General features: G+C 58.9%; 29 protein-coding genes, 3 tRNA genes and 1 pseudogene. 21 read left to right on the top strand and 12 right to left on the bottom strand.

The genetic code is table 11. The features are described from left to right. Positions 1–206: 206 nt before the first annotated feature. Together JKA62_RS15085 and JKA62_RS15080 are read left to right on the top strand one after the other, a co-directional pair. Complete coding sequence (locus tag JKA62_RS15085; protein WP_041475286.1) at positions 207–395, top strand: hypothetical protein; 189 nt, start codon at positions 207–209, stop codon at positions 393–395. 139 nt (positions 396–534) lie between these two features. Further along, positions 535–831, top strand: a complete 297-nt coding sequence (locus JKA62_RS15080) for a hypothetical protein (RefSeq protein ID WP_011334336.1) — start codon at positions 535–537, stop codon at positions 829–831. Positions 832–833: 2 nt separating this feature from the next. Here JKA62_RS15080 and JKA62_RS15075 read toward each other — a convergent pair whose 3' ends face one another. Both JKA62_RS15075 and JKA62_RS15070 read right to left on the bottom strand, forming a co-directional pair. Beyond that, positions 834–1,064 (bottom strand): hypothetical protein, encoded by a 231-nt coding sequence (locus JKA62_RS15075; RefSeq protein ID WP_011334337.1) that lies wholly within the window; start codon positions 1,062–1,064, stop codon positions 834–836. Positions 1,065–1,136: 72 nt separating this feature from the next. Beyond that, positions 1,137–1,493: a hypothetical protein gene (locus tag JKA62_RS15070; RefSeq protein WP_011334338.1), complete on the bottom strand. Its 357-nt coding sequence runs from the start codon at positions 1,491–1,493 to the stop codon at positions 1,137–1,139. Between the two features lie 211 nt (positions 1,494–1,704). Between JKA62_RS15070 and JKA62_RS15065 the strand changes: the two genes are divergently transcribed. The 5 genes from JKA62_RS15065 to ada all read left to right on the top strand — a co-directional run bounded on the left by JKA62_RS15065 (position 1,705) and on the right by ada (position 4,847). Then, the gene (locus JKA62_RS15065; protein WP_007958929.1) at positions 1,705–2,007 is read left to right on the top strand and encodes a DUF1883 domain-containing protein; all 303 of its coding nucleotides are present in this window, start codon (positions 1,705–1,707) and stop codon (positions 2,005–2,007) included. Positions 2,008–2,041: 34 nt separating this feature from the next. Further along, on the top strand, positions 2,042–2,212 hold the full coding sequence (locus JKA62_RS15060; RefSeq protein ID WP_007958927.1) for a hypothetical protein: 171 nt from the start codon (positions 2,042–2,044) through the stop codon (positions 2,210–2,212). Between the two features lie 91 nt (positions 2,213–2,303). Next, on the top strand, positions 2,304–3,017 hold the full coding sequence (locus JKA62_RS15055) for a 2OG-Fe(II) oxygenase (protein ID WP_201818463.1): 714 nt from the start codon (positions 2,304–2,306) through the stop codon (positions 3,015–3,017). Between the two features lie 5 nt (positions 3,018–3,022). Further along, positions 3,023–3,685, top strand: coding sequence for a DNA oxidative demethylase AlkB (gene alkB / locus JKA62_RS15050; RefSeq protein ID WP_201818461.1), 663 nt, complete (start codon positions 3,023–3,025; stop codon positions 3,683–3,685). Positions 3,686–3,773: 88 nt separating this feature from the next. Beyond that, complete coding sequence (ada, locus tag JKA62_RS15045) at positions 3,774–4,847, top strand: bifunctional DNA-binding transcriptional regulator/O6-methylguanine-DNA methyltransferase Ada (RefSeq protein ID WP_011334341.1); 1,074 nt, start codon at positions 3,774–3,776, stop codon at positions 4,845–4,847. Here the strand turns inward: ada and acuI are convergent, their stop codons facing one another. Continuing rightward, positions 4,848–5,831, bottom strand: a complete 984-nt coding sequence (acuI, locus tag JKA62_RS15040) for an acrylyl-CoA reductase (NADPH) (RefSeq protein ID WP_201818459.1) — start codon at positions 5,829–5,831, stop codon at positions 4,848–4,850. A 214-nt stretch (positions 5,832–6,045) separates the two neighbouring features. Here acuI and JKA62_RS15035 point away from each other — a divergent pair, with 214 nt between their 5' ends. From JKA62_RS15035 to JKA62_RS14995, 9 genes are all read left to right on the top strand, one after another. Next, on the top strand, positions 6,046–7,107 hold the full coding sequence (locus JKA62_RS15035; protein WP_201818458.1) for an NAD(P)H-dependent flavin oxidoreductase: 1,062 nt from the start codon (positions 6,046–6,048) through the stop codon (positions 7,105–7,107). Positions 7,108–7,281: 174 nt separating this feature from the next. Further along, positions 7,282–8,037 (top strand): molybdate ABC transporter substrate-binding protein, encoded by a 756-nt coding sequence (gene modA / locus JKA62_RS15030; protein WP_201818457.1) that lies wholly within the window; start codon positions 7,282–7,284, stop codon positions 8,035–8,037. Beyond that, positions 8,038–8,718, top strand: a complete 681-nt coding sequence (gene modB, locus JKA62_RS15025) for a molybdate ABC transporter permease subunit (protein WP_201818456.1) — start codon at positions 8,038–8,040, stop codon at positions 8,716–8,718. It abuts the gene before it with no gap. Between the two features lie 3 nt (positions 8,719–8,721). Beyond that, complete coding sequence (modC, locus tag JKA62_RS15020) at positions 8,722–9,801, top strand: molybdenum ABC transporter ATP-binding protein (RefSeq protein WP_011334346.1); 1,080 nt, start codon at positions 8,722–8,724, stop codon at positions 9,799–9,801. A gap of 73 nt (positions 9,802–9,874) precedes the next feature. Beyond that, positions 9,875–10,912, top strand: coding sequence for a DNA topoisomerase IB (locus tag JKA62_RS15015; protein ID WP_201818450.1), 1,038 nt, complete (start codon positions 9,875–9,877; stop codon positions 10,910–10,912). A gap of 143 nt (positions 10,913–11,055) precedes the next feature. Further along, positions 11,056–12,681, top strand: coding sequence for an ABC-F family ATP-binding cassette domain-containing protein (locus JKA62_RS15010; RefSeq protein ID WP_201818448.1), 1,626 nt, complete (start codon positions 11,056–11,058; stop codon positions 12,679–12,681). 71 nt (positions 12,682–12,752) lie between these two features. Next, positions 12,753–12,983 carry a hypothetical protein gene (locus JKA62_RS15005; RefSeq protein WP_011334349.1) on the top strand — a complete coding sequence of 77 codons (231 nt, stop codon included), beginning with the start codon at positions 12,753–12,755 and terminating at the stop codon, positions 12,981–12,983. 120 nt (positions 12,984–13,103) lie between these two features. Beyond that, positions 13,104–13,334: a hypothetical protein gene (locus tag JKA62_RS15000; RefSeq protein ID WP_007958902.1), complete on the top strand. Its 231-nt coding sequence runs from the start codon at positions 13,104–13,106 to the stop codon at positions 13,332–13,334. Between the two features lie 83 nt (positions 13,335–13,417). Continuing rightward, the gene (locus JKA62_RS14995; protein WP_201818446.1) at positions 13,418–13,702 is read left to right on the top strand and encodes a hypothetical protein; all 285 of its coding nucleotides are present in this window, start codon (positions 13,418–13,420) and stop codon (positions 13,700–13,702) included. Between the two features lie 202 nt (positions 13,703–13,904). Here the strand turns inward: JKA62_RS14995 and JKA62_RS14990 are convergent, their stop codons facing one another. Continuing rightward, entirely contained in the window at positions 13,905–14,153 is a 249-nt protein-coding gene (locus tag JKA62_RS14990) for a hypothetical protein (RefSeq protein WP_201818444.1), read from the bottom strand. A 123-nt stretch (positions 14,154–14,276) separates the two neighbouring features. Between JKA62_RS14990 and JKA62_RS29030 the strand changes: the two genes are divergently transcribed. Next, positions 14,277–14,405, top strand: coding sequence for a hypothetical protein (locus tag JKA62_RS29030; protein ID WP_269117473.1), 129 nt, complete (start codon positions 14,277–14,279; stop codon positions 14,403–14,405). Further along, a pseudogene (locus JKA62_RS29240) lies at positions 14,395–14,678 on the top strand (integrase); the annotation flags it as partial. The gene JKA62_RS29030 and the pseudogene JKA62_RS29240, both read left to right, overlap by 11 nt. Positions 14,679–14,805: 127 nt before the next feature. Here JKA62_RS29240 and JKA62_RS14980 read toward each other — a convergent pair. The 7 genes from JKA62_RS14980 to JKA62_RS14950 form a co-directional block, all read right to left on the bottom strand. Continuing rightward, positions 14,806–14,892, bottom strand: a tRNA-Leu gene (locus JKA62_RS14980). Between the two features lie 195 nt (positions 14,893–15,087). Then, positions 15,088–15,161, bottom strand: a tRNA-Cys gene (locus JKA62_RS14975). Between the two features lie 46 nt (positions 15,162–15,207). Further along, positions 15,208–15,283, bottom strand: a tRNA-Gly gene (locus JKA62_RS14970). A gap of 60 nt (positions 15,284–15,343) precedes the next feature. Beyond that, positions 15,344–15,904, bottom strand: coding sequence for a CDP-diacylglycerol--glycerol-3-phosphate 3-phosphatidyltransferase (pgsA, locus tag JKA62_RS14965; RefSeq protein WP_007958898.1), 561 nt, complete (start codon positions 15,902–15,904; stop codon positions 15,344–15,346). A gap of 32 nt (positions 15,905–15,936) precedes the next feature. Then, complete coding sequence (gene uvrC, locus JKA62_RS14960) at positions 15,937–17,760, bottom strand: excinuclease ABC subunit UvrC (protein ID WP_201818442.1); 1,824 nt, start codon at positions 17,758–17,760, stop codon at positions 15,937–15,939. A gap of 2 nt (positions 17,761–17,762) precedes the next feature. Further along, positions 17,763–18,404: a response regulator transcription factor GacA gene (gene gacA, locus JKA62_RS14955; RefSeq protein WP_032829778.1), complete on the bottom strand. Its 642-nt coding sequence runs from the start codon at positions 18,402–18,404 to the stop codon at positions 17,763–17,765. Positions 18,405–18,531: 127 nt separating this feature from the next. Continuing rightward, entirely contained in the window at positions 18,532–18,975 is a 444-nt protein-coding gene (locus JKA62_RS14950; protein ID WP_201818441.1) for a GNAT family N-acetyltransferase, read from the bottom strand. Positions 18,976–19,590: 615 nt separating this feature from the next. Between JKA62_RS14950 and JKA62_RS14945 the strand changes: the two genes are divergently transcribed. Beyond that, positions 19,591–20,667 (top strand): 3-deoxy-7-phosphoheptulonate synthase, encoded by a 1,077-nt coding sequence (locus JKA62_RS14945; protein ID WP_201818439.1) that lies wholly within the window; start codon positions 19,591–19,593, stop codon positions 20,665–20,667. Positions 20,668–20,730: 63 nt separating this feature from the next. Here the strand turns inward: JKA62_RS14945 and JKA62_RS14940 are convergent, their stop codons facing one another. After that, positions 20,731–21,843 carry a hypothetical protein gene (locus JKA62_RS14940; protein ID WP_236676554.1) on the bottom strand — a complete coding sequence of 371 codons (1,113 nt, stop codon included), beginning with the start codon at positions 21,841–21,843 and terminating at the stop codon, positions 20,731–20,733. A gap of 340 nt (positions 21,844–22,183) precedes the next feature. On the opposite strand from JKA62_RS14940, the gene JKA62_RS14935 reads away from it, so the two are divergent. Both JKA62_RS14935 and JKA62_RS14930 read left to right on the top strand, forming a co-directional pair. Then, a complete protein-coding gene (locus JKA62_RS14935; RefSeq protein WP_201818438.1) occupies positions 22,184–23,053 on the top strand; it encodes an esterase/lipase family protein in 870 nt (289 codons plus the stop codon). 97 nt (positions 23,054–23,150) lie between these two features. Then, the gene (locus JKA62_RS14930) at positions 23,151–23,432 is read left to right on the top strand and encodes a peptidylprolyl isomerase (protein WP_007952068.1); all 282 of its coding nucleotides are present in this window, start codon (positions 23,151–23,153) and stop codon (positions 23,430–23,432) included. Positions 23,433–23,467: the final 35 nt, after the last annotated feature.

Here is a 23,467-nt window from a genome sequence, read left to right as displayed (position 1 = left end):
TCTAATCAGGCGGCGTGCACCTTACAATGCCCCGCACTGGCTAACCGATGTCAACATAGAGAAATAATCTGGCGGATAGTTCAATCCGCACACAGAGGCTGCGCAATCAGCGTAGCCCAAAGATCTCGGAACAGCTCATCGACCTGCGCCCGTTCGCCGATTTACCGTTATCATGGGACCTTTGAACCAGCCAACGAGGCCGTTAGATGTCCGCAGCAAAAATCATCAATGGGTACACCGTCGCCAAGGCGAAAGATGGTCAGTGGCATATCACTGCCGCCAACGGCGAAGATGTATCCGGCCCGTTGCCCACTGAAGCAATGGCGATTGAAGTGGCCGCGGTGCTTGATTACACGCCTGCCGCACCGAAGCGTCGCGGCAAGGATCAAGACTGATCGGCGACTGCAAATCCCGGCCCTGCCTTCGCGCAGGGCTTTTTTTGGGTTGCGCACAAAGAAGTGGCCAATCGCTATAACCTTTTCGTGCCAGCGCTGTCATAGCGTCTAGCCCCTCCTCCTCGAAGACGACATTGCCATGATCAACCGCCCCATCATCAGCTTCCTGCCCCTTATTGCGCTCGCGGCCCTGGCCGGCTGCGCCACCTCGCAGACCACCTACCTGAACAACGGCGAACAAGGGCTTAGCATCGACTGCTCCGGCGAAGCCAATTCCTGGGCCAGCTGTTATGAAAAGGCCGACGCGTCCTGTGCCGGAACCGGTTATCGGATCGTCGGGACTGACGGCACACCGGCACCCAAGGAAGACGACAAGACGCTGGGCGTTGACGTCGGCAACTACAAAAACCGCAGCGTAGTGGTGGTGTGTAAATAGCCTTACATGTGAATTTCGGCGAACTTGATCCCCAGCCCGCGCACGACCTCGATCAGGTCGTCGAGTCGGTTGAAGGACTCGACTTCGTCGTTATCGTCGACCAGGAAGTAGCTGCGACCGGCGCTTTTCTTGAAAAACACGATCCACTCCCCTGGATTCGCCGGGTTCTGGATTACATGGGTCGCCGCAATGAGCCCTTCCTTGTGTCGCTCCCGCACCTGCTCTCTCTTCATTCACCACTCCAGAAATGACAATGCCGCCACAGCAACGCTGTGACGGCATCAATGCTGACTGTTGACAGTCTATCAGCCGGAAATACAGGCCGTGGCCGCCTTGCGCACATCCCATGGACGCAGCGGTACATTGGACATCCGCTCGTGCAGCTTGATGCTGCTGCCACCCGAACGATCCTCGATGTCGAATACCGCTGCCGGCCCCGATCCCAGCTTGCCCGGAACGATGACCCGAACGTCGTCCTTGTGCCGCTCTACCTGCAAGGCGCCTCGGCTGTCGGACAGCTTTTCGGTCAGGCACTGAGCATACTCATGGGGTTTCTTGCCGGAAATAACGACCATGGTGGGTAGCGTTTCATTGATTTCCGAAACGCTTGCGCAACCGCCCATTGCCAATGCCAACGGCAGAATCACCACACCCCACTTCATACAAAACCTCCGATAAAGACCCTCCGACAGCACGAATGCCGTTTTTCTCCGAGGCCTGCTGCATTTAACCCACATGGAAACGTGAATATCTGTTTTAAATTGTCAAAGCGGTGCCCGACGGCCGGATAATAACCTGTCCGGGCTGATAAACTGCGCCAATCGACAATGCTATCGTTTTGATTTTGTAGAAAAAGCCCTTCTGGAGGCGCCCATGAAATTCATTCACCAGCGCGAGCACCTCAACGAAGACGACATCGTCGTCATTCAATGCTCGCAAACCTGCAACATCCGCTTGATGAACGACGCCAACTTCCGCAGCTTCAAGAATGGCGGCCGACACACCTATCACGGCGGTGCTTTCGACACGTTCCCGGCCCGTATCACCGCGCCGAGCACCGGTTTCTGGAACATTACCATCGACACCGTCAACCGCCGCGCGATCAGCGTGACCCGCAAGCCGACCCTGACGCATTCGATCAAGATCATTCGCCGCTCGAGCTCCAAACTCAGCTGAGCGGTTCCGCCAACGCAGACAGGTAAGCATCAACGTGGCCCAAACGACCAAATACGTGATCAAGTACAAACTCAACGGTGAACGCCGCTTCGAGTTCGCCCAACTGGAAAACGGCACGCCGGAAGAAGCCAAGGCCGCACTGGATGCCCTGCACGGCCAGAGCGACGATGTGATCAGCGACATCAGCGTCAGCAAGGCCCTGTAAAACTCGGGTGACAATTCAACCGCAAGCGGCGGAGTGTTGCAGCCGGGTGGACGGCTCAGACTGATACCTGAATGTGAGCCAAGGAATCAGCATGTCACCCTCACCCGCCTCCCCGCTCGATGCGCTCGACTGGATCGGCCTGGAGCAGCAACTGGATCAGGACGGCTGTGCCGTCATTCGCACGCTGCTGCGCCCGGACACCTGTGATCGATTGAGTGCGCTTTACCCGCAAAGTGAACCGTTTCGATCCCAGGTCATCATGGCCCGCCACGGTTTCGGGCGCGGAGAATACAAATACCTGCGCTATCCGCTTCCCCCCGTGGTGGAACGCCTGCGCAGCGCGCTTTACCCGCGACTCGTGCCTCTGGCCAACCGCTGGCATGAACGAATGGGCCTGCCAGCGCGCTTTCCAGAGCAACACAGCGAATTTCTCGCGCGCTGTCACGCCGCCGGTCAACTGCGACCTACCCCGCTCTTGCTGCAATACGGCCCGCAGGACTACAACTGCCTGCATCAGGACCTGTACGGTGAACATGTCTTTCCACTGCAAGTGGCGATTCTTCTGTCAGAACCTGGCGAAGATTTCACCGGCGGCGAGTTCGTCATGACCGAACAACGTCCGAGAATGCAGTCGCGCCCGCTGGTAATGGACCTGAGAAAAGGCGACGCGCTGATCTTTGCCGTCAACCAGCGCCCGGTCAAAGGCGTGCGCGGCGACTATCGGGTGACCATGCGCCACGGCGTCAGCCGACTGCACAGCGGAACACGGCATACTCTGGGCATCATTTTCCACGACGCGACCTGACGATCATGCAAACCACCTTCGACCTGTTCGCCGACACAGAATCCGAACAACCTCGGCGCGCCGAACAGATCGGCGAGCAATCCTGGGTGCTGCGCGGCTTTGCCCTGCCGCAAATCGAGCAGCTATTGCCGGCCCTGGAATCGATCATCGCCAGCGCTCCGTTGCGCCACATGATGACACCCGGAGGCTTCAGCATGTCGGTGGCCACCAGCAGTTGCGGCGCATTGGGCTGGATCACCGATCGAAGCGGCTACCGCTATTCCTCCGAGGATCCCGTAAGCCATCGCCCCTGGCCGGCCATGCCCGAGGTGTTTCGCGAGCTGGCCCAGGCAGCAGCGAAACGCGCCGGATTTGCCGACTTCATGCCGGACTCCTGCCTGATCAATCGCTATGTCCCAGGCGCGAAGATGTCGTTGCATCAGGACAAAGACGAAAACGCCTACGAAGCCCCGATCGTTTCGCTGTCATTGGGCCTGCCGGCAACGTTCCTGTTCGGCGGTTTCGCGCGCGGCGACAGGAGCCAGAAAATATCGCTGCTGCACGGCGACATGGTGATCTGGGGTGGCGTTGACCGGCTGCGCTATCACGGCATCCTGCCGATCAAGCCTGGCCGGCACCCGCGCCTTGGCGAACAGCGTTTCAACCTGACGTTTCGCACCGCTGGATAATCCTGCAAAGTTTGACCGCAAGGGTCGGAGTGTTCCGGCCGGTGGCACTGGTTAACCTGACATTCAACAGGTCAACGGACTCTCCATCATGAAAACGCTTTCAACCTCGCTGAGCACTGAAGACGATCCACGCTGGGCGGCTGTCGTGGCACGCGACCCTCGGGCGGACGGCCAGTTTGTCTATGCCGTGAAAACCACCGGCATCTATTGCCGCCCCAGCAGTCTGGCGCGCTTGCCGAAACCGCAGAACGTCGAGTTCTTCGATACCGCCGAGGACGCCGAAGCCGCGGGCTATCGCCCCAGCAAACGGGCGAGCAAGGATCAGACCGAAGTCGCAGCGCAGCACGCCGCTACCGTTGCGGCAGCCTGTCGCCAGATCGAAGCGTCGGACAGCCTGCCGGCGCTCAACGATCTCGCCGAGACCGCCGGCCTGAGCGCCTTCCATTTTCACCGGGTCTTCAAAGCCGCAACGGGCCTGACGCCCAAAGGCTATGCCGCCGCGCATCGCTCGCGTCGGGTTCGCCAGCGTCTGGCGGACGGTAGCTCAGTGACGGAGGCGCTGTATGACGCCGGTTTCAATTCCAACAGCCGGTTCTACGAGGCGGCCGATCAGGTGCTGGGCATGAAACCCGGCGACTTCCGATCCGCCGGGCAGAACAACGACATCCGCTTCGCCGTCGGCCAGTGCTCGCTCGGCGCCATTCTGGTGGCGCAGAGCGAGCGCGGGATCTGCGCGATTCTGCTGGGGGACGATCCGCACCAATTGGTGTGCGACCTGCAGGACCAGTTTCGCCGGGCCAACCTGATCGGCGCCGACACCGAGTTCGAACAACTGATCGCGCGCGTCGTCGGCTTCATCGAAGCGCCTGCCATCGGCCTGGATTTGCCGCTGGATGTGCGCGGCACGGCGTTTCAGGAACGGGTGTGGCAGGCACTGCGCGAAATACCGGTCGGCAGCACCGCCAGCTATGCGGACATCGCCTTGCGTATCGGCTCACCAAAAGCCGTACGCGCAGTGGCCCAGGCTTGCGGCGCCAACAGCCTGGCGGTAGCGATCCCCTGTCATCGCGTTGTGCGCAGTGACGGCAATCTGTCGGGCTACCGCTGGGGCGTGGAGCGCAAGCGCGAATTGCTCGAGCGTGAAGGCAAACCACGGCAGTAATCAGCGATTCACATCAACTACAACTCGCCCCCGGAGTTGCCCCGCCAGCAACTTCGGGGCCGCTTCGAGGGCTTCGCCGAGGCCGATTTCATGGCTGATCAGCGGCAACAGCGCGAAATCCAGATCCTTTGTCAGACGATCCCAAGCCTCGATGCGGCGGGCCTTGGGCTGGGTCACGCTGTTGATTCCGGCCAGCGTCACGCCACGCAGAATGAACGGCGCCACAGACGCCGGGAAATCCATGCCCTGAGCCAGACCGCACGCAGCCACGGTGCCTTCGGCCCGGGTGCTGGCACAGGCATTGGCGAGCGTGTGGCTGCCGACCGAATCGATAACGCCCGCCCAGCGCTCCTTGGCCAGCGGCTTGCCGGGTTCGGACAGGGTGGCGCGATCAATGATTTCACTGGCACCCAGTTGTTTCAGGTATTCGTGTTCCGACACACGACCGGTCGAAGCGACCACGCGGTAGCCCAGCTTGCTCAGCAATGCGATGGCAAAACTGCCGACGCCGCCGTTGGCCCCCGTTACCAGCACTTCGCCCTGTTGCGGGGTCACACCGTTACGCTCCAGCGCCATGACGCAAAGCATCGCCGTATAGCCGGCCGTGCCGATGGCCATGGCTTGCGCGGCGGTAAATGCCTTGGGCAGCGGAATCAGCCAGTCACCGTTCAATCGCGCTTTTTGCGCCAGACCGCCCCAGTGGTTTTCACCGACGCCCCAACCGTTGAGCAGCACCGCATCGCCAACCTTGTAATCCGGGTGCGAGCTGACTTCGACGGTGCCCGCCAGATCGATCCCCGGCACCATCGGAAACTTGCGCACCACCGGGCTACTGCCGGTAATCGCCAGGCCGTCCTTGAAGTTCAGCGTACTGTACGCGACGCGAACCGTCACATCGCCCTCGGGCAACTGCTCGTCTTTGATTTCATGCAGGTTGGCGCGATAACCTCTGTCGTCTTTGTCGATCAAAATGCCTTTGAACATGACTGCCTCTCACAGGTGGAATTCAGGATGTCGAGGCATTGGAATAGCACATTGCAACATTTTGCCCCACTCGACCTTTAGCCAATCGCGCCCCAACGCCGAGCCAACGTCGGCTGTTCAAGCTACAAATCTGTGCTGGTCATGGGGTTGGCTTTGCGTTAAAAAACCGGCTGCTACCGTCCCTGCCCTGTTTTGTCGTCGGAGAAGCTATTCCATGAGCCAATGGCCTGATACCCGCATTCTTGACCTGTTCGGCATCGAACTGCCGATCATCCAGGGCCCCATGGCCGGTGCCACCAACTCATCCATGGTCATTGCAGCGTGCAACGCCGGCGGCCTCGGTTCGATGCCGGCTGCGATGCTGACCATCGAGCAACTGCGCGAAGAACTGAAGACCATTCGCCAGGGCACGAACAAGCCGTTCAACGTCAACTTCTTCTGCCATCAACCGCCGGCTGCCGATGAACAAAAGGCCCGCGACTGGAAAAACCTGCTGGAACCCTACTATCGCGAACTGGGCGTCGATTTCGATGCGCCGACGCCGGTGTCCAACCGCGCGCCCTTCGATGCGGCCGCCTGCGAAGTGCTGGAAGAGTTTCGCCCTGAAGTGGTGAGCTTCCACTTCGGCCTGCCGGAAAAATCCTTGCTGGATCGGGTCAAGGCCACCGGCGCGAAAATCATCTCGTCGGCAACCACCGTCGACGAAGCGATCTGGCTGGAGCAGAACGGTTGCGACGCGATCATCGCCATGGGTTACGAGGCTGGCGGTCATCGCGGGATGTTTCTCAGCGACGACCTGAGCAGCCAGGTCGGTACATTTGCCCTGGTCCCGCAAGTGGTCGACGCGGTGAGTGTGCCGGTGATCGCTGCCGGTGCGATTGCCGATGCACGCGGCGTGGCGGCAGCGTTCCTGCTCGGTGCTTCGGCAGTCCAGGTCGGCACGGCGTATCTGTTTACCCCGGAAGCGAAAGTCAGTGCGGCGCACCACAAGGCCTTGCGCACCGCCAAGGAAAGCGAGACGGCAGTGACCAATCTGTTTACCGGACGCCCGGCGCGTGGGATTCTCAATCGGGTGATGCGCGAGCTGGGCCCGATGTCGGACAAGGCTCCTGCCTTTCCGCTGGCGGGTGGGGCCTTGATGCCGCTGCGCGCGAAGGGCGAAGCCGAATTCAGCAACCTATGGGCCGGCCAGGCTTTCACGCTCGGCAAAGACCTCGGCACCGCCGAATTGACCCGGCAACTGGCTGAAGGCGCTCTGGCAAAACTGACCCGGTGATGAACCTGAACGGGTGAGGAGCGTGGCGCCCTCTCCCGGTTTTAATCCAGTGCTTCCCGTTTGACGGCATTTCGCTATATATTTCGATATATAGCGTTTCACTCCCTCGCATCGGCGCAGTCTTCCCATCCAATAACAACTGCCCACTGCACTTGCCACCCACGGAGCCGTTACATGATCAATCGTGCCTCACGTTTTGCCCCTGCCCTGCTCGCGGTATTCGCCATCGGCGCGGCACAGGCCGATGAAGTGCAAGTCGCTGTCGCGGCCAACTTCACCGCACCGATCCAGGCGATTGCCGCCGATTTCGAAAAAGACACCGGGCACAAACTGGTCGCTGCGTACGGCGCCACCGGCCAGTTCTATACCCAGATCAAAAACGGCGCACCGTTCGAAGTGTTCCTCTCGGCCGATGACACCACCCCGGAAAAACTCGAGAAAGAAGGCGACACCGTCAAAGGTTCGCGCTTCACCTACGCCATCGGCACCCTGGCACTGTGGTCGGCCAAGGAAGGTTACGTCGACGCCAACGGCGACGTCCTGAAGAAAAACCAGTACCAGCACCTGTCCATCGCCAACCCGAAAGCCGCCCCTTATGGTCTGGCCGCTACTCAGGTGCTGGAAAAGCTGAAACTGACCGACGCCACCAAAGCCAAGATCGTCGAAGGTCAGAACATCACCCAGGCCTACCAGTTCGTATCCACCGGCAACGCCGAGCTGGGCTTCGTCGCGCTGTCGCAGATCTACAAGGATGGCAAGGTCAGCAGCGGCTCGGCGTGGATCGTTCCGGCGAGCATGCACGACCCGATCAAGCAAGACGCGGTGATCCTCAACAAAGGCAAGGACAACGCCGCTGCCAAGGCGCTGGTTGATTACCTCAAAGGCCCGAAAGCCGCTGCGGTCATCAAGTCCTACGGTTACCAACTGTAAATGGCGCTGACGAGTGCCGATTTCGCGGCGATCTGGCTGACCCTGAAACTGGCGTCCCTGACCACCGCAATCCTGCTGGTCGTCGGCACTCCGATTGCCCTGTGGTTGTCGCGCAGCCGTTCCTGGCTGCGCGGCCCCATCGGCGCGATTGTTGCGTTGCCGCTGGTGCTGCCACCGACGGTCATTGGCTTCTATCTGTTGCTGGCGCTCGGTCCCAATGGCTTCATTGGCCATTTCACCCAATGGCTGGGGCTTGGCACCTTGACCTTCAGCTTCACCGGCCTTGTGATCGGCTCGGTGCTCTATTCCATGCCGTTCGTGGTGCAGCCGTTGCAAAACGCCTTCTCCGCGATCGGCGCTCGTCCTCTGGAAGTGGCCGCGACCCTGCGCGCCAATCCCTGGGACACCTTCTTCAGCGTGATCCTGCCTTTGGCCCGTCCCGGTTTCATCACTGCGGCAATCCTCGGCTTCGCCCACACCGTCGGCGAATTCGGCGTAGTGCTGATGATCGGCGGGAATATTCCCGACAAAACCCGGGTGGTTTCCGTACAAATCTACGACCACGTCGAAGCCATGGAGTACGCGCAGGCGCACTGGCTGGCCGGGGCGATGCTGGTGTTTTCGTTTCTGGTGTTGCTGGCGCTGTATTCCAGCCGCAAAACCCGCACGGGCTGGAGCTGATCGGTGATTAATGCACGCCTGAAACTGGCCTGGTCGGGCTTCAGCCTCGACGTTGATCTGCAGCTGCCCGGTCGCAGCGTGACGGCGCTGTTCGGTCAGTCCGGCTCGGGCAAGACCACGTGCCTGCGCTGCATTGCCGGGCTCGAACGCGCGCCGCAGGCGTTTATCCGCATCAATGACGAGGTCTGGCAGGACAGCGAGAAAGGCATTTTCGTGCCGCCGCACAAACGCGCGCTCGGCTATGTGTTTCAGGAAGCCAGCCTGTTTGCGCATCTGTCGGTGCTGGCCAATCTGCAGTTCGGCCTCAAGCGCATTGCCAAGGCGCAGCGTCGGGTCGATATGACTCAAGCCACCGAACTGTTGGGGATCGGCCACTTGCTCGATCGTCACCCGCAGCACTTGTCCGGCGGTGAGCGTCAGCGTGTCGGCATCGCCCGGGCGCTGTTGACCAGCCCCCGACTGCTGCTGATGGATGAGCCCTTGGCAGCCCTCGACAGTCAGCGCAAAAGCGAAATCCTGCCCTACCTGCAACGCCTGCACGACGAACTGGAAATCCCGGTGCTGTATGTCAGCCACGCTCAGGACGAAGTGGCCAGGCTTGCCGATCATCTGGTGCTGCTCAGCGACGGCAAAGCGCTGGCCTGCGGACCGATTGGCGAAACACTGGCGCGACTCGACCTGCCCCTGGCCATGGACAACGACGCCGGCGTGATCATTGAAGGCCAGGTCAGCGGCTACGATGCCGACTATCAATTGCTCACCCTGCAACTGCCGGACTCGTCACTGAATATCCGCGTGACCCACGCGCCGATGACGACCGGCCAGAGACTGCGTTGCAAGGTTCACGCACGCGACATCAGCCTGACCCTGCAAAACAGCGAATTCAGCAGCATCCTCAATCGCCTGCCAGTCACGGTCGTCAGCGAGCAGCCGGCCGATAACGCCGCCCACGTGCTCATTCGCCTCGATGCCGGCGGGACACCGTTGCTGGCGCGCATCACTCGCTACTCGCGGGATCAGCTTGGCGTGCATCCGGGCCAGTCATTGTGGGCCCAGATCAAGGCCGTCGCGGTGTTGGCGTAAATCCGCGGGCACGACCGTCATGGCGTGCGGTCAATGGCTTTAACAGCCTGATTTGCCGCGAAGGAAGTCCGCCATGCCCGATACTGCGCTCACCGAAGTGTTGCCTTCGGACCTGCATTACGTCGATGACACGCAGCCCGGTATTACCCGCAAAAAACTGCGCGGAAAATTCGCCTACTTCGACCCCGCTGGCCAGCGCATCACCGACCCTGATGAGATCAAACGCATCAACGCACTGGCCGTTCCACCGGCCTACGTCGACGTTTGGATCTGCGCCGACCCGCGCGGCCATCTGCAAGCCACCGGCCGCGATGCCCGTGGGCGCAAGCAATATCGCTATCACGCTCGCTGGCGCGAAGTGCGCGACGCGGACAAGTATTCGCGTCTTCGTGAATTTGGTCTGGCGCTGCCCAAACTGCGTAAACAGCTGGAAGCGCTGCTGGCCTCACCGGGCTTCAGTCGCGACAAAGTCATGGCGACGGTCATCACGCTGCTCGACGCCACGCTGATCCGCGTCGGCAACACGCAATACGCGCGAGACAATCGCTCCTACGGCCTGACCACCCTGCGCAGCCGGCATGTCGAGGTCAACGGCAGCGCGATCCTGTTCCAGTTTCGCGGCAAGAGCGGCATCGAACATCAGATTACGGTGAAGGACCGACGTCTGGCGCGAATCATCAAGCGCTGCCTTGAGATACCGGGGCAGAACCTGTTTCAGTATCTGGATGAAAACGGCGAGCGGCACAGCGTCAGCTCTTCCGACGTCAACGCCTACCTGCAAAACCTGACCGGTGCGGACTTCACTGCCAAGGATTACCGGACCTGGGCCGGCAGCGCCCTCGCTTTGGCGGTTCTGCGGGAGCTGCAATGGGAGTCCGAAACCGAGGCCAAGCGGCATGTGGTCGAGATGGTGAAAGGCGTCGCCCGCCAACTGGGCAACACGCCGGCGGTCTGTCGAAAGTGCTACATCCACCCGGCGGTGGTCGAGCATTTCATGCTCGGCGCCTTGGCCGAGTTGCCGAAACCGCGCATCCGCAAGGGCCTGCGCAAGGAAGAAGTCGCACTGGCGCTGTTTCTTGAACGGATGGTCGAGCAGGCAGACACGCCTTGAAGCCTTCGGCCGTCTCGACTAGGCTACGCCTTCCTACCTCCTCGGGATGACCGCAGAAGTGAACAACTAAGCCTTCAAAAATGTAATCGCGACACGCCGCTCATGGCGCTTGTCAGTGTTCACGACATTTTTTGGAGGTGCCGATGACTCACGTCTCGCGTACGCCTGCTCTCGTCTCCCTGAATCAACTGGGTTTTCAGTTCGCCAATGGCGAGACGATTTTCACTGCACTCAATCTGAAATTCGATCACACCCCGACCGCCATTGTCGGGCGCAACGGCGTTGGCAAAAGCATTTTGGCGCGTCTGATCGCCGGAGTATGGCAACCCACCAGCGGCAGCGTGACGCGTACCGTGGCGCCAACCTACGTGGCGCAAACCTTTGTCGCGACACCCGGCGAGACGGTCGCCGAGTCCACCGGCAGCGCCGCGATTCTTCAGGCGCTGGAGCGAATGAACCGGGGTTGCGGATCAGTCGAGGATTTCGATCTCATTGGCGAACAATGGGATCTGGCGGACCGACTGCGCCGCCTGCTCGATGACGCCGGGCTGACAGAAATTTCTTTCACCGACGAGACTGGCAAACTCAGTGGCGGCCAGCAAGCACGTGTTGCCCTGATTGGGGCATTGTTGAGTCGTGCGTCGTTACTGATTCTGGATGAACCGACCAACCATCTGGATACATCAGGACGGAAATGGCTGATGAACTCATTGGAACGCTGGCACACCGGTTTGATCGTCGTCAGCCATGATCGGCAATTGCTCGACCGGATGCAGCGGATCGTCGAGTTGAGCGCATCGGGTGCAATAGAATTCGGCGGCAATTACTCGGCATTCCGCGAACATCAGCGAATTCATCAAGCCGCGGCGCAAGCACGTCTCGACCACGCCAGAAGCGAACGTCAGCGCGAGCGGATTCGGCTACGACGCGAGCACGACACGATACAGCGACACGCTGCCAACTCTCGACGCAACGCCGAAACCGCCAACATTGCCAGTTTCGAATACGTGGCGATCAAGGGCGCCGCCCGGGAGATCATGGGGCATGTCCGTCGGGGCCATCAGGCCCGCAAGTCCGAACTGGATGCCCAGGTGCGCGAAGCTTACGCCAAGGTGCAGCCCGAGGACGGCGTGCTGATTAACTTGCCTGCCAGCGCGGTGCCGAACAACCGCCAGATCTGTACGTTGATTGACGCTCGGCTGCCCTGGCTGTCGAGCGATGCACTGAATCTGACGATCCATGGCCCGATGCGGATCGCTGTCAGCGGGCCCAACGGCTGCGGCAAATCAACGCTGTTGAAAGTGCTCGCCGGGGAACTGATGCCCGTCGATGGAACCGCCGCGACTCACGTGCCCTTCGCATTCCTGGATCAGCAACTGGCCCAACTAAACGATCAGCGCTCCATTACCGAACAGCTGATGATGCAAGGTACTGCACTGACCGAGGGCACCCTGCGCAGCTATCTCGCGCACTTGCAGCTGGATGCGAGCCGCGCCACGGCCCCTTGCGCTTCGTTGAGCGGTGGCGAGCGCCTGAAAGCCGCACTGGCGCTGACCTTGTGGCGAACGGATCCTGCGCAGCTGTTGCTGCTGGATGAGCCGACCAACCATCTGGATCTGCCGTCGGTGGAAGCGTTCGAACGGGCATTACAGACATTTCCGGGCGCCATAATCGCCGTTTCCCACGATCAGGACTTCCTTGAGGCATTGAATCCGACCCACCACCTGCGCCGGCCCCCATCAGGCTGGCAACTGCACCCGACGAACTGACTTGGCTATTTTTTGCACGATTGCTCAGGGCTTCTATAGTTGATCTGGTACGAATCAGCCGCGGTGACGCCATGGAAGACATATTCGTCGTGAAGCGCTGCAACAAGATCGTCATCCACGGCCGGCGCGCCGGAGAAACTCTCCATGAGCCCGCCGAAGCCCTGGGCTGGTATCGCATCTGCGACACACGAACCGGCGGTTTCATCGGCGACGGCTACGACCGGGAAGAAGACGCCCGCAAGGAATGTCATCGGCTCAACGTCGCCAGCTCGCGAGTGACCGCCCCTGAGTCATCGGGCTGATAGCTGTCATTTACGGGTCTATACTCAAACCAGCTGAAGGAGCAGCGCCCCAACGGCAGAAAGCTCGCCCATCGCGGGCTTTTTGCTGCCACCGAGCGGATTAATGAACGGAGGTGTTCCATGTCCGAAAGAGAGTCCATCACCACTCTCCTCACCTTGCTCGATGCCCGCGAAGCACGCCTCGCCGCGGCCTGCAAAGAGATCGCCGACTGGGTCGACCATCAAGGCGGGCACCCCACCGCCCTGCGCATCCGCGACCGGCTGAACGATATCGAAAAAGATACCCCGCTGATTCGCAGCACCCTGTCATCGCTCAAACCGATCGACCGGCCGTTGCCACGTTTCAGGTAGGTCATCGATCCACGGTGCACGAAAAAAGAACGCCCTTGGTCGTGAGAGGTCAATACCTTTACACGTCACCAAGGAGGCGTCTTATGGTCATTCATTTCAAAGTCGACGGGCACCTGGCCTGCGGGCACAAGGGCAACAACCTCTCCGCCAGCAGCGAACTCAATCGAGTGAAGTGCCGCAGTTGCCGCAATACTGACGCGTTCAAGGATGCGCGCAAAGACCAGCGCAACGCAGCGCGGCGCGCGGCTCGCCATTCAAAGGATGCGCACACGGCGTCCGACTGGCGTTCCGAGTGGATCGAGCGGTTGACCGCGATGGCCGGACTTCAGCGTTTGCCTAGAGGATTTACCGGGCAAGCCTTCGTCTGAACAAAAAAAGGGCCGATTGAATCGGCCTTTTTTTTGCTGTTCGCTGAATGCCGTTACGATTCAGGCCCCGACATGGAATAACCCGGCTTACTTGTTTTATTTCACCTGGCAAACCCCACAGGATGTACGGCATGGCAGAAGAGCTCGAAGACTTCGCCGGGGGCATCAGCAACAAATACCAGCAACCTCTTGCCTTTTAAGGTCAACCACCAAGAAAGCGAACCAGAGGTGCCAGGAAGCTCACCTTCGCTAGAGCACTTACAAGGCGCGCAAAGGCTTCTTCGCTGAGGATAAACGCGGGTATGAAGAAAACGCTCGAGACCAGAAGTATCAAAGATGCACTCATCCAGTCAGCCGTGAAAATAGCCACAACCGCTACTACCAGCATCAGAATCCACAGCGAAAAAAACAGCCTCCTACCCAGCTTTTGATTTGGATATTTGCTGAACATGATTCGTTGGCTCCGGCAGCTTTCAATCACGGTAGTTCCTGAATGGACGGCTGTCGATACAGATCCAACCAGGGCTTCTTCCTCCCTTGAATTTGATAGCCGCTATAGCGGTAAGGACCCCATATGCTCGATGCAAAAATTCACCATTCACTGAACACGCTCATGGCCAAGTTGCTGGTGATGCATCACGAAATCGATGCTTTCAGCTATAAGTACGAAAGCCTACGCACGCGCCAAATGGGTAATTGGTGAGCTGAAAGTTTTGTATGTTCGAATCATGGCCCGGAAGGCTGGGCACAAGGTCCGTTCGAAACGGCTGATCGTGTCGGAAGGTGGCACTCCGAGATGGAGGCGATGTTACGGAGGAGCTTTGATGTGGCCCGCGATGCCGCTGGAGTTGAAAAGGTCGAGTTCCAAATGCGTGACCTGCGCACCTAGGCTGGCACTGACAAGGCGGAATCGAGTGGCGATATCATGCAGACCAAAGATCAATTTGGACATACCACCGTTGTGGTGACCGAGTAGTACATCCGGAATCGCGAGGGCAAGAAAGTGATGCCAACGAAGCGAATTGCGGACCGCTGTCAAAATTGCGACCCGGAAACAAACAAGGGTTTGCATCAGCTTTCGCTCGCAAACCCTTGATTTTAGATGGTGCCCGAAGCCGGAATCGAACCGGCACGCCCTTACGAGCGGGGGATTTTAAGTCCCATGCGTCTACCAGTTTCGCCATTCGGGCGGTAGCGCGGTGTTGCTTGGCTCTGATGACGATTCGCAGTCCTGACAGGAACTGCATGTCGGCGGCAGAGGGGGAAATATATACATCACTTCCCGGTGAAGCAAGTTTGCAGTTGCCGTTTCAAAGACTAAATCTTTCCGTGCAACGCAAATAAAAAAGCTCCGTAAATCATGGATCTACGGAGCTTGTTTATAGTGGAGGCCGAGGTCGGAATCGAACCGGCGTAGGCGGATTTGCAATCCGCTGCATAACCATTTTGCTACTCGGCCTCAAAACATTTGCTGTCAGTAGCGCAACAACAAATGTTGTACAAATTGGAGCGGGAAACGAGACTCGAACTCGCGACCCCGACCTTGGCAAGGTCGTGCTCTACCAACTGAGCTATTCCCGCTTGGTGTGGCGCATTCTATAGATTCCAGATGCCCCGTCAACCCTTTGATTCAAAAAAGTTTTATTTCTTTTCAACATCAGTCTTCAGATGTGGCCAGGCAGCCCGAAGGTATTGAACCATCGACCACAAGGTCAGGCCTGCAGACACCATCAGTAACGCGTAACCGATGACAACCCAGAAACTGAAAACCTTGGGATTGGCCAGGAGGATCACCAGTGCAAGCATTTGCGCAGCAGTTTTCCACTTGCCCAGATTCGACACGGCCACATGGGCCCGTGCACCGAGTTCGGCCATCCACTCACGCAGCGCCGAGACAACAATCTCGCGACCGATGATGACAGCGGCCGGCAGTGTGAGCCAAAGGTTGCCATGTTCTTGCACCAGCAACACCAGGGCAACAGCCACCATCAGTTTGTCAGCGACGGGATCCAGAAACGCACCAAACGGCGTGCTTTGCTCCAGACGTCGCGCAAGATAGCCGTCAAGCCAGTCCGTTGCCGCCGCAAAGGCGAATACCGAACTTGAGGCCAGATAGCTCCATTGGTAAGGCAGATAGAACAACAGAATGAAGATCGGGATGAGCAGGACGCGGAGAACGGTAATCAGATTAGGGATATTCATCGGCACAACTGGCTACGAGGTGAATGGGCATTCTACTCACTATGCAGGTTTGCATAAATCGACTCTGCTAGCTTTTTGCTGATCCCCGGTGCTTTGGCGATCTCTTCGATGCTTGCACGAGACAGCTCCTGCAATCCACCAAAATGTTTCAACAAGTCCCGACGCCGGGTCGGCCCGACGCCTGCCACACCTTCCAGCGTTGACGTGCGGCGGGTCTTGCCGCGTCGTGCACGGTGGCCTGTAATTGCAAAGCGGTGGGCTTCGTCACGAATCTGCTGGATCAGGTGCAGCGCCGGCGAATCCCCCCGCAAGGTGAACTCGTTTGCCGCATCATTTAGATACAAAGTCTCGAATCCCGCCTTGCGCGTGGCGCCTTTCGCGACCCCCAGCAAGATCAGATCCGGAACCGCCAGTTCGTTGAGCACATCACGCGCCATCGACAGCTGCCCCTTGCCGCCGTCCACCAACAGGATGTCCGGCAGTTTGCCCTCGCCTTCTTTCAGCTTGCTGAAGCGTCGGGTCAGGGCCTGATGCATGGCGGCGTAATCGTCGCCGGCGGTCACACCTTCGATGTTGTAACGACGGTAATCCGACTTGATCGCCCCTTCCGGGCCGAACACCACACAGGACGCAACCGTGGCTTCACCGCTGGAGTGACTGATGTCATAGCACTCCAGCCGTTGTGGCGGCTCATCGAGGTTCAACACTTCAGCCAGCGCTTCGAAACGTGCGGCAACATGCTGACGATTGGCCAGCCGCGCACCCAGCGCCTGTTCGGCATTGGTCACGGCCAGTTGCTGCCAGCGCGCCCGTGTTCCGCGCACCCGATGACTGATGCTCAATTCACGCCCGCGCAGCGCCTGAATGGCCTCGATCAGTGCAGGGAAGTCTTCGTGCACGACGTTGACGATCAGTTCGCTCGGCAAATCGCGCTCCGGGCTACTGATGAAATATTGCCCGAGGAAAGCGGCCATGACCTCGGCCACTTCCTCTTCAATCCCGACTTGCGGGAAGAAATTCTTGCTGCCAAGCACCCGCCCTCCACGCACGCTGATCAGATGGACACAGGCGCCACCCGGATTGACGAACGCGGCGATCACATCGATATCGCCCGTTCCGCCTTCCATGCTCTGTTGATCCTGCACCCGCCGCAGCAAGGCAATCTGGTCGCGCAGTTCGGCGGCGCGTTCGAATTCCAGGTTGATTGCAGCCTCTTCCATCGCCGTCGACAGTTCATTGGTCAACGCATGGCTGCGTCCTTCGAGGAACATCACCGAGTGACGCACATCCTCGGCGTAAACCTCAGGCTCGACGAGTCCGACACAAGGCGCCTTGCAACGCTTGATCTGATATTGCAGGCACGGACGGGTCCGGTTCTTGTAGTAACTGTCCTCGCACTGACGCACGAAAAAAGTCTTCTGCAAAAGGCTGAGGCTTTCGCGAATAGCCCCGGCACTCGGATAGGGACCGAAATACTTGCCCTTGGCCTTCTTGGCCCCGCGATGAATGCTCAGGCGCGGAAATTGCCCGTCAGACAAAAAGACATAGGGATAGGATTTATCGTCGCGCAACAGGATGTTGTACGGCGGCCGCCACTCCTTGATGAGAGTTTGCTCGAGCAGCAACGCCTCTGTCTCGTTGGACGTGATGGTGGTTTCGACCTGGGCGATACGCCCGACCAGTGCTGCGGTTTTCGGCGCAAGGCCGGTCTTGCGGAAGTAGCTGGCCAGACGTTTTTTGAGGTTCTTCGCCTTGCCGACGTACAGCAGACGCGCATCGCTGTCGAACATGCGATACACGCCGGGACGCCCGCTGACGGTTGACAGAAAGGCGCCTGAATCGAAGGTTTCAGTCATGATCAGAGGCTGGCATCAACCATGCCGTGACGAACCGCAAGAAGCGTCAGTTCGACATCGCTGCTGATCGAGAGCTTCTCGAATATGCGGTAGCGGTAGGTGTTAACGGTTTTCGGCGACAGGCACAATTTGTCGGAAATGATCTGAACCTTCTGACAGCCGACAATCATCAACGCAATCTGGATCTCCCGCTCCGACAACGCATCGAACGGTGAGTCGTTGGTGGGCTGGAAGGATTTGATCGCCAATTGCTGGGCAATTTGCGGGCTGATGTAGCGCTGGCCGGCAAACACCAGGCGAATGGCCTGAACCATTTCCGGCAATCCGGCACCCTTCGTCAGATAACCCGCCGCGCCAGCCTGCAACAACCGTGTAGGAAACGGATCTTCCTCACACACGGTGACAGCGACCACTTTGATGTCGGGATGACTTCGCAACAGTTTGCGCGTGGCTTCGAGGCCGCCGATGCCCGGCATCTTGACGTCCATCAGCACCACGTCGGGCTTCAACTCACGAGCCTTGATGAGGGATTCTTCCCCGGACTCGGCCTGGCCCACTACCTGCAGGCCATCGATGTCGGCCAGCATACGTGTAATGCCTGTACGAACGAGATCATGGTCGTCGACCACTAGCACCCTAATCAAGCAGACACCTCGCGATATGGTCTTATTGGGATGCCGGACACCTTAGCAAAAAGTGCCGGGCAGACCTAGCGGCAAGCGACATATAAAAAGTTTCAATTCTTCATCGGGGGCTTGCCGGCCGTGGGTTTCAGAGCACAGGTGTACTCAAATCGAGCTGCATTCGCAGGAAACACTCGTCCTCGCCCTGCACCAACATTCCTTTTCTTCGATAAAGGTTTTGCGCCGGATTGTTTTTGAATACCGTCAGGCGCAGCGCCGGCCTGCGCTCCAGCCGGGCCATCGCACTAACCTGATCGATCGCCCAGGATCCCGCGCCCTGGCCTTGAGCGCTTTCGACGATCTGCAATTCGCGGATATACACGGCCCGAGCATCACGACTGAGACTGAAATACCCCGTCAATTCGCCTTCCTGAAGGATCAACCAGTTGTCGCGCCCGGCCCAGGCGACATCGAACGCCTCGTCCTGCCACAGCAAGTCATAGTGAATGTAGTAGCGGAGCATGTTTCGGCAAGTCAGCTCTCGCACAAACGACAGGTCGGCGGCCGTTGCCTGGCGCAATTCAAAACTCATTCCCGCCTCGATACGCGTCAAAAGCAGAGTGTGGCACAACCAGGCGAGCGCTCAACCCATAAAGTCCTTCTTACTACTCCGATAGCATTTTCTGATTGCTGATGCGCAGCAGCCTCTAGTAAGCTCGGCGCATTCATCGGAGACAGCTCATGTTCAACGCCCTTTCACAGCTCCATACCAGCAGCGCCTCGCGCTCGGTTGCGGCTGTCCGGGTGAACGGTGCCTCGGCTCCAGCAAGCTTTTATTTTGGGTATTGGTTTAGCCACTGGCGCGCCTGATACCCAACCGGCGCCCATTTGAACGGGTCGCCTACCAGAGATTTCTCAACCCCCGGTCGGCCTCCCGACCGGGGGTTTTGTTTTTTCAGGCCCGAACTTTTTTCAGCAACACACCAGACACTTTGAGGATTCAACCAATGAACTACGCCACTTATTACCGTTACGACAGTTTTACCGCCTGGCGATTTACCAGCCTCCGCTCGGGACAGCCTGCCGCCTCCGATCGGTCACCCACAGGTGGCAAGCCAACACACGTAGCCAATCCGGCCAATTGTCGAACACCCCAGTAGGGCCGATTGAGCGGGAAGACCCCGCCCTCCGCCCTGGAAGACCGAATATGAACTCGTCCGTTTCTGCTCTGCCACTGTCCACCCTGAACCCTGCCAACGAAGCATTGACCCTGCGTCTGCCGAGTTCGCTGCAACTCAAACAGCAATTGCCCCTGAGCAATGCGCTGAACCAGCAAGTCGTTGCACACCGCCAGGCGGTCCGCGCGATTCTCGATGGCCATGACCCGCGTTTGCTGGTGATCGTCGGCCCCTGCTCGATACACGACCCTGAGTCCGCGCTTGAATACGCCAGCAAACTTTCGCATCTGGCCGAAGAAGTCCGTGATGACATGCTGCTGGTGATACGTGCCTACGTCGAAAAACCTCGCACCACCGTCGGTTGGAAAGGCCTTGCCTATGACCCTCATCTGAATGGCAGCGACGACATGGCTGCAGGCCTCACCCTGTCGCGCGAACTGATGCTCGAAATGATCCGCGTCGGACTTCCGATTGCCACCGAACTGCTGCAGCCCATGGCCGCCGGGTACTTCGATGACTTGCTGAGCTGGGTCGCCATTGGCGCCCGTACTACCGAGTCCCAGATCCACCGGGAAATGGCCAGTGGACTGAGCATGCCGGTCGGCTTCAAGAACGGCACCGATGGCGGCGTGACCGTCGCCGTTGACGCGATGCGTTCGGCAGCACATCCCCATCGTCACTTCGGCGTCGACAGCCAGGGCCACCCGGCAATCATCCAGACCCCGGGCAACCAAGACACACATCTGGTGCTGCGCGGTGGCCACCAAGGGCCGAACTACGACCGCGAAAGCGTTTCCAGAATCAACGCCGAGTTGAACCGCCTGAAGATCCCGAAGCGGATGATGGTTGATTGCAGTCATGCCAACAGTGGCAAGGACCCACTCCGGCAGCCAGGCGTGTTCAACGATGTGCTGGAGCAACGCTTGAAGGGCGACCGCTCGCTGGTCGGCATGATGCTTGAGTCACACCTGTTTGAAGGATGCCAGCCGTTGAGCGAGTCGCTTCGGTACGGAGTTTCGATTACCGATGCCTGCCTCGGGTTCGATTCCACCAGGCAGTTGCTGCTGGACGCAGCGCATCGCATGCGAAAACAGGCCTCAGCCTGACAGTGAACACCGCCCTCCGCTGCGCGTTCTCACGGAGGGCGGTGCAGTGTTCACAACAGATGATCACGCCTGCACTTGCAGCAACATCACCTCGGACTGCTGACTGACGTCGTCCAGCCGCTCGACCGAGTAGGATAGCCGCACGACGGTATTGACGTGCTCGCGCCAGAACCGATAAGGCACGATGAACACCAAAGACTGCATGGCCATCCCGCTGATGATTTCTCGGTCGTCACGGTGAAAAAACGACTCGCCATCGCACTTGAGATAAACCAGCTCGCCCTCCTCGACTCGCGCATCACTTATCAGCACGCTGACACCATCGATGGCATCCGTCACATTGAGCACTCCATCATCCGCTTCAAGCACCTGAGGAGCCGGCAGCTCACCTCGTAACAATGGAGCAATGCTGACTCGCGTAACACCTGACTCGTGTACGGCTCCGCTCTTCTGCTCGATACGGTAGCGAATCACCACCTCGCCCCCAAAATGCGGGGCGATGAATTCAGGAGCGATCCCGAACACCAGAGGCTGACCAACAGCAAAGAACTCAACGATAAGCGCGTCTCGAAACGATGCCTCCGGTGAAGGCCCCTGCCAGATCAACTGCACCCGATCGCCTGCACTCATGCCTGCATAAGGTTGAAGAATGGCAGTCGTTCCGTAGGGTACGCGAGCCGGATCGAGACTGCCTCCGACGGCATCCTCGACGATGGCTGGCAACAGACTGTAACGGATGTCCCCAACGTCCAGCTGTGTACGCAATGAAGTGACAGGCTCCGATCTCGTGACGCTGGTCAACGTCCAGAAGACTTCCAGAGTCCCCCCGTCCAGCGCAGCGATGTGAGCGTCCCGTACGATCAGAACGATATCCTTGCCCAATTGCCCTTCACTGACGGATCGCGAAATGTCGTGCCGATATGGCAAACCTTGTATATCGAGACCATGCCAACTCAAAACCACCCGGTCCCCGCACGCCATTCCAGGCCAGGGCGCAATCCTGACGACAACCCTGCTCAATGACGGATCAATGACCGCCCCTGTAATGGAATCCAGTGCGGGAGCCGGCAACGGCAGAGCCCGACCACCCTCCCGACACAACCCGAGCGACCGAATACCCTCACCGTCCATCCCTGTGTCCTTTTCTTGCAAAACCGTAGTTTCCGCATCTTTCATCAGTTGCCTCTCCACTCCCTGGAAATGACACGTCGCCTGAGCGCTGTGTCGAAGAGTCTCTATTTAAAGCGTTTCATCATTGACCCGATGTCAGCTCATCACGCTTCAAGCCAGAGCCGAATGCACCAAAGGAAGTAGGCAAAGAAAGGAAAAATACTTTCAACGAGGCGAAAGCTTTCTAAATGTTCCGAAGTGGATTTCATACAGAAGTGAAAATTCACACACACATTGATCGAGTTTCCGATGCATGACGGCGAATCTTCAGGCATCCCAAGCCTCACGACTGTTTTAGAGTGGCACGCAGAAAACATCGACGATCTTCTGCGATCAAGGACGAAAAATGCTACTAAATGCGACAACCAATCATCCCGTTCTACTGGTGCATGGCCTGTTCGGATTCGAGCGCATTGGCCCTTTCGAGCTGTTCCATGACGTCAGGCAGGCGCTCAAGGCGGTCGGCGTCCAGGTATTTGTGCCTCATCTGTCAGCAATCCATGACAATGAAGTTCGCGGGGAACAGCTGCTTTCGCAAATCGGCTCCGTGCTCAGGGGCACAGGCGCGAGCAAAGTCAACCTGATTGGTCACAGTCAGGGCGCACTCACAGCACGCTACGCTGCAGCGCTTGCCCCAGGCAGGGTTGCCTCTGTGACGTCGGTCAGCGGGCCCAACCACGGTTCGGAACTGGCCGACTTCCTGATCAAGGCGCTGAAACCAGGAAGACTGCCGGAAATCGTGGCCCAGAACGTGGCGACACGGTTTGCAGACTTCCTGTCCTTGCTCAGCGGGCGCACGCCGTTGCCACACAGCGCATTGGCGGCGCTGGGTGCGCTGACGACGGAAGGAGTCTGCAACTTTAATGACAGGTACCCGCAAGGCCTGCCACACGTCTGGGGCGGTCAAGGTGCCGAGTGTGTCAATGGCGTTCGCTATTACTCGTGGAGCGGGGTCGTGCCGGAGTTTGACGGGCCGACACTCGACCCCGTACAGGATATCTGCAGCGCCCTGTCCGAATACTTCATTACAGAACCCGCGCAGAACGACGGTTTTGTCGGTCGCTTCAGCTCTCACCTGGGTACGGTGATCCGTTCAGATTACCCACTCGACCATTTGCGCACTCTGCGACGAGCAGCCGGACAGCGCGCCGTGGCGAACGACTCGATCGAACTTTACGTGGAGCATGCTCTGCGTTTGCAAGCCGCTAATCTCTAGCGACCGGCATCAGACGAGCGAATGGAACTTTGCCGAGAAATCGGCCACTGAATCCGGTAGGCTCACCCCTTTACTGATTTGATTGGAGAGTTTCACCATGGCTAAAGCCACTGCCCGCCACATCCTGGTTTCCAGCGAAGCCAAGTGCAACGAACTCAAGGCCCAGATCGAAGGTGGCGCCGATTTCGCCGAAGTGGCCAAGGCCAACTCCACCTGCCCGTCCAGCCGTCAGGGTGGCGACCTGGGTTCGTTCGGTCCTGGCCAGATGGTCAAGGAATTCGACACCGTAGTGTTCAGCGCGCCGATCAACGTCGTACAAGGCCCGGTGAAGACCCAGTTCGGCTACCACCTGCTGGAAGTCACCAGCCGTCAGGACTGATTTTCAGCCCGACCTGCTGTGCAACGGCCCGCCTG

It is taken from the genome of Pseudomonas sp. B7 (genome assembly GCF_016735645.1).
In the GTDB taxonomy this organism is placed as follows: domain Bacteria; phylum Pseudomonadota; class Gammaproteobacteria; order Pseudomonadales; family Pseudomonadaceae; genus Aquipseudomonas; species Aquipseudomonas glycinae.
Note: the sequence above shows the minus strand (reverse complement) of the source record. Positions and strands in the feature narration are given on the sequence as shown.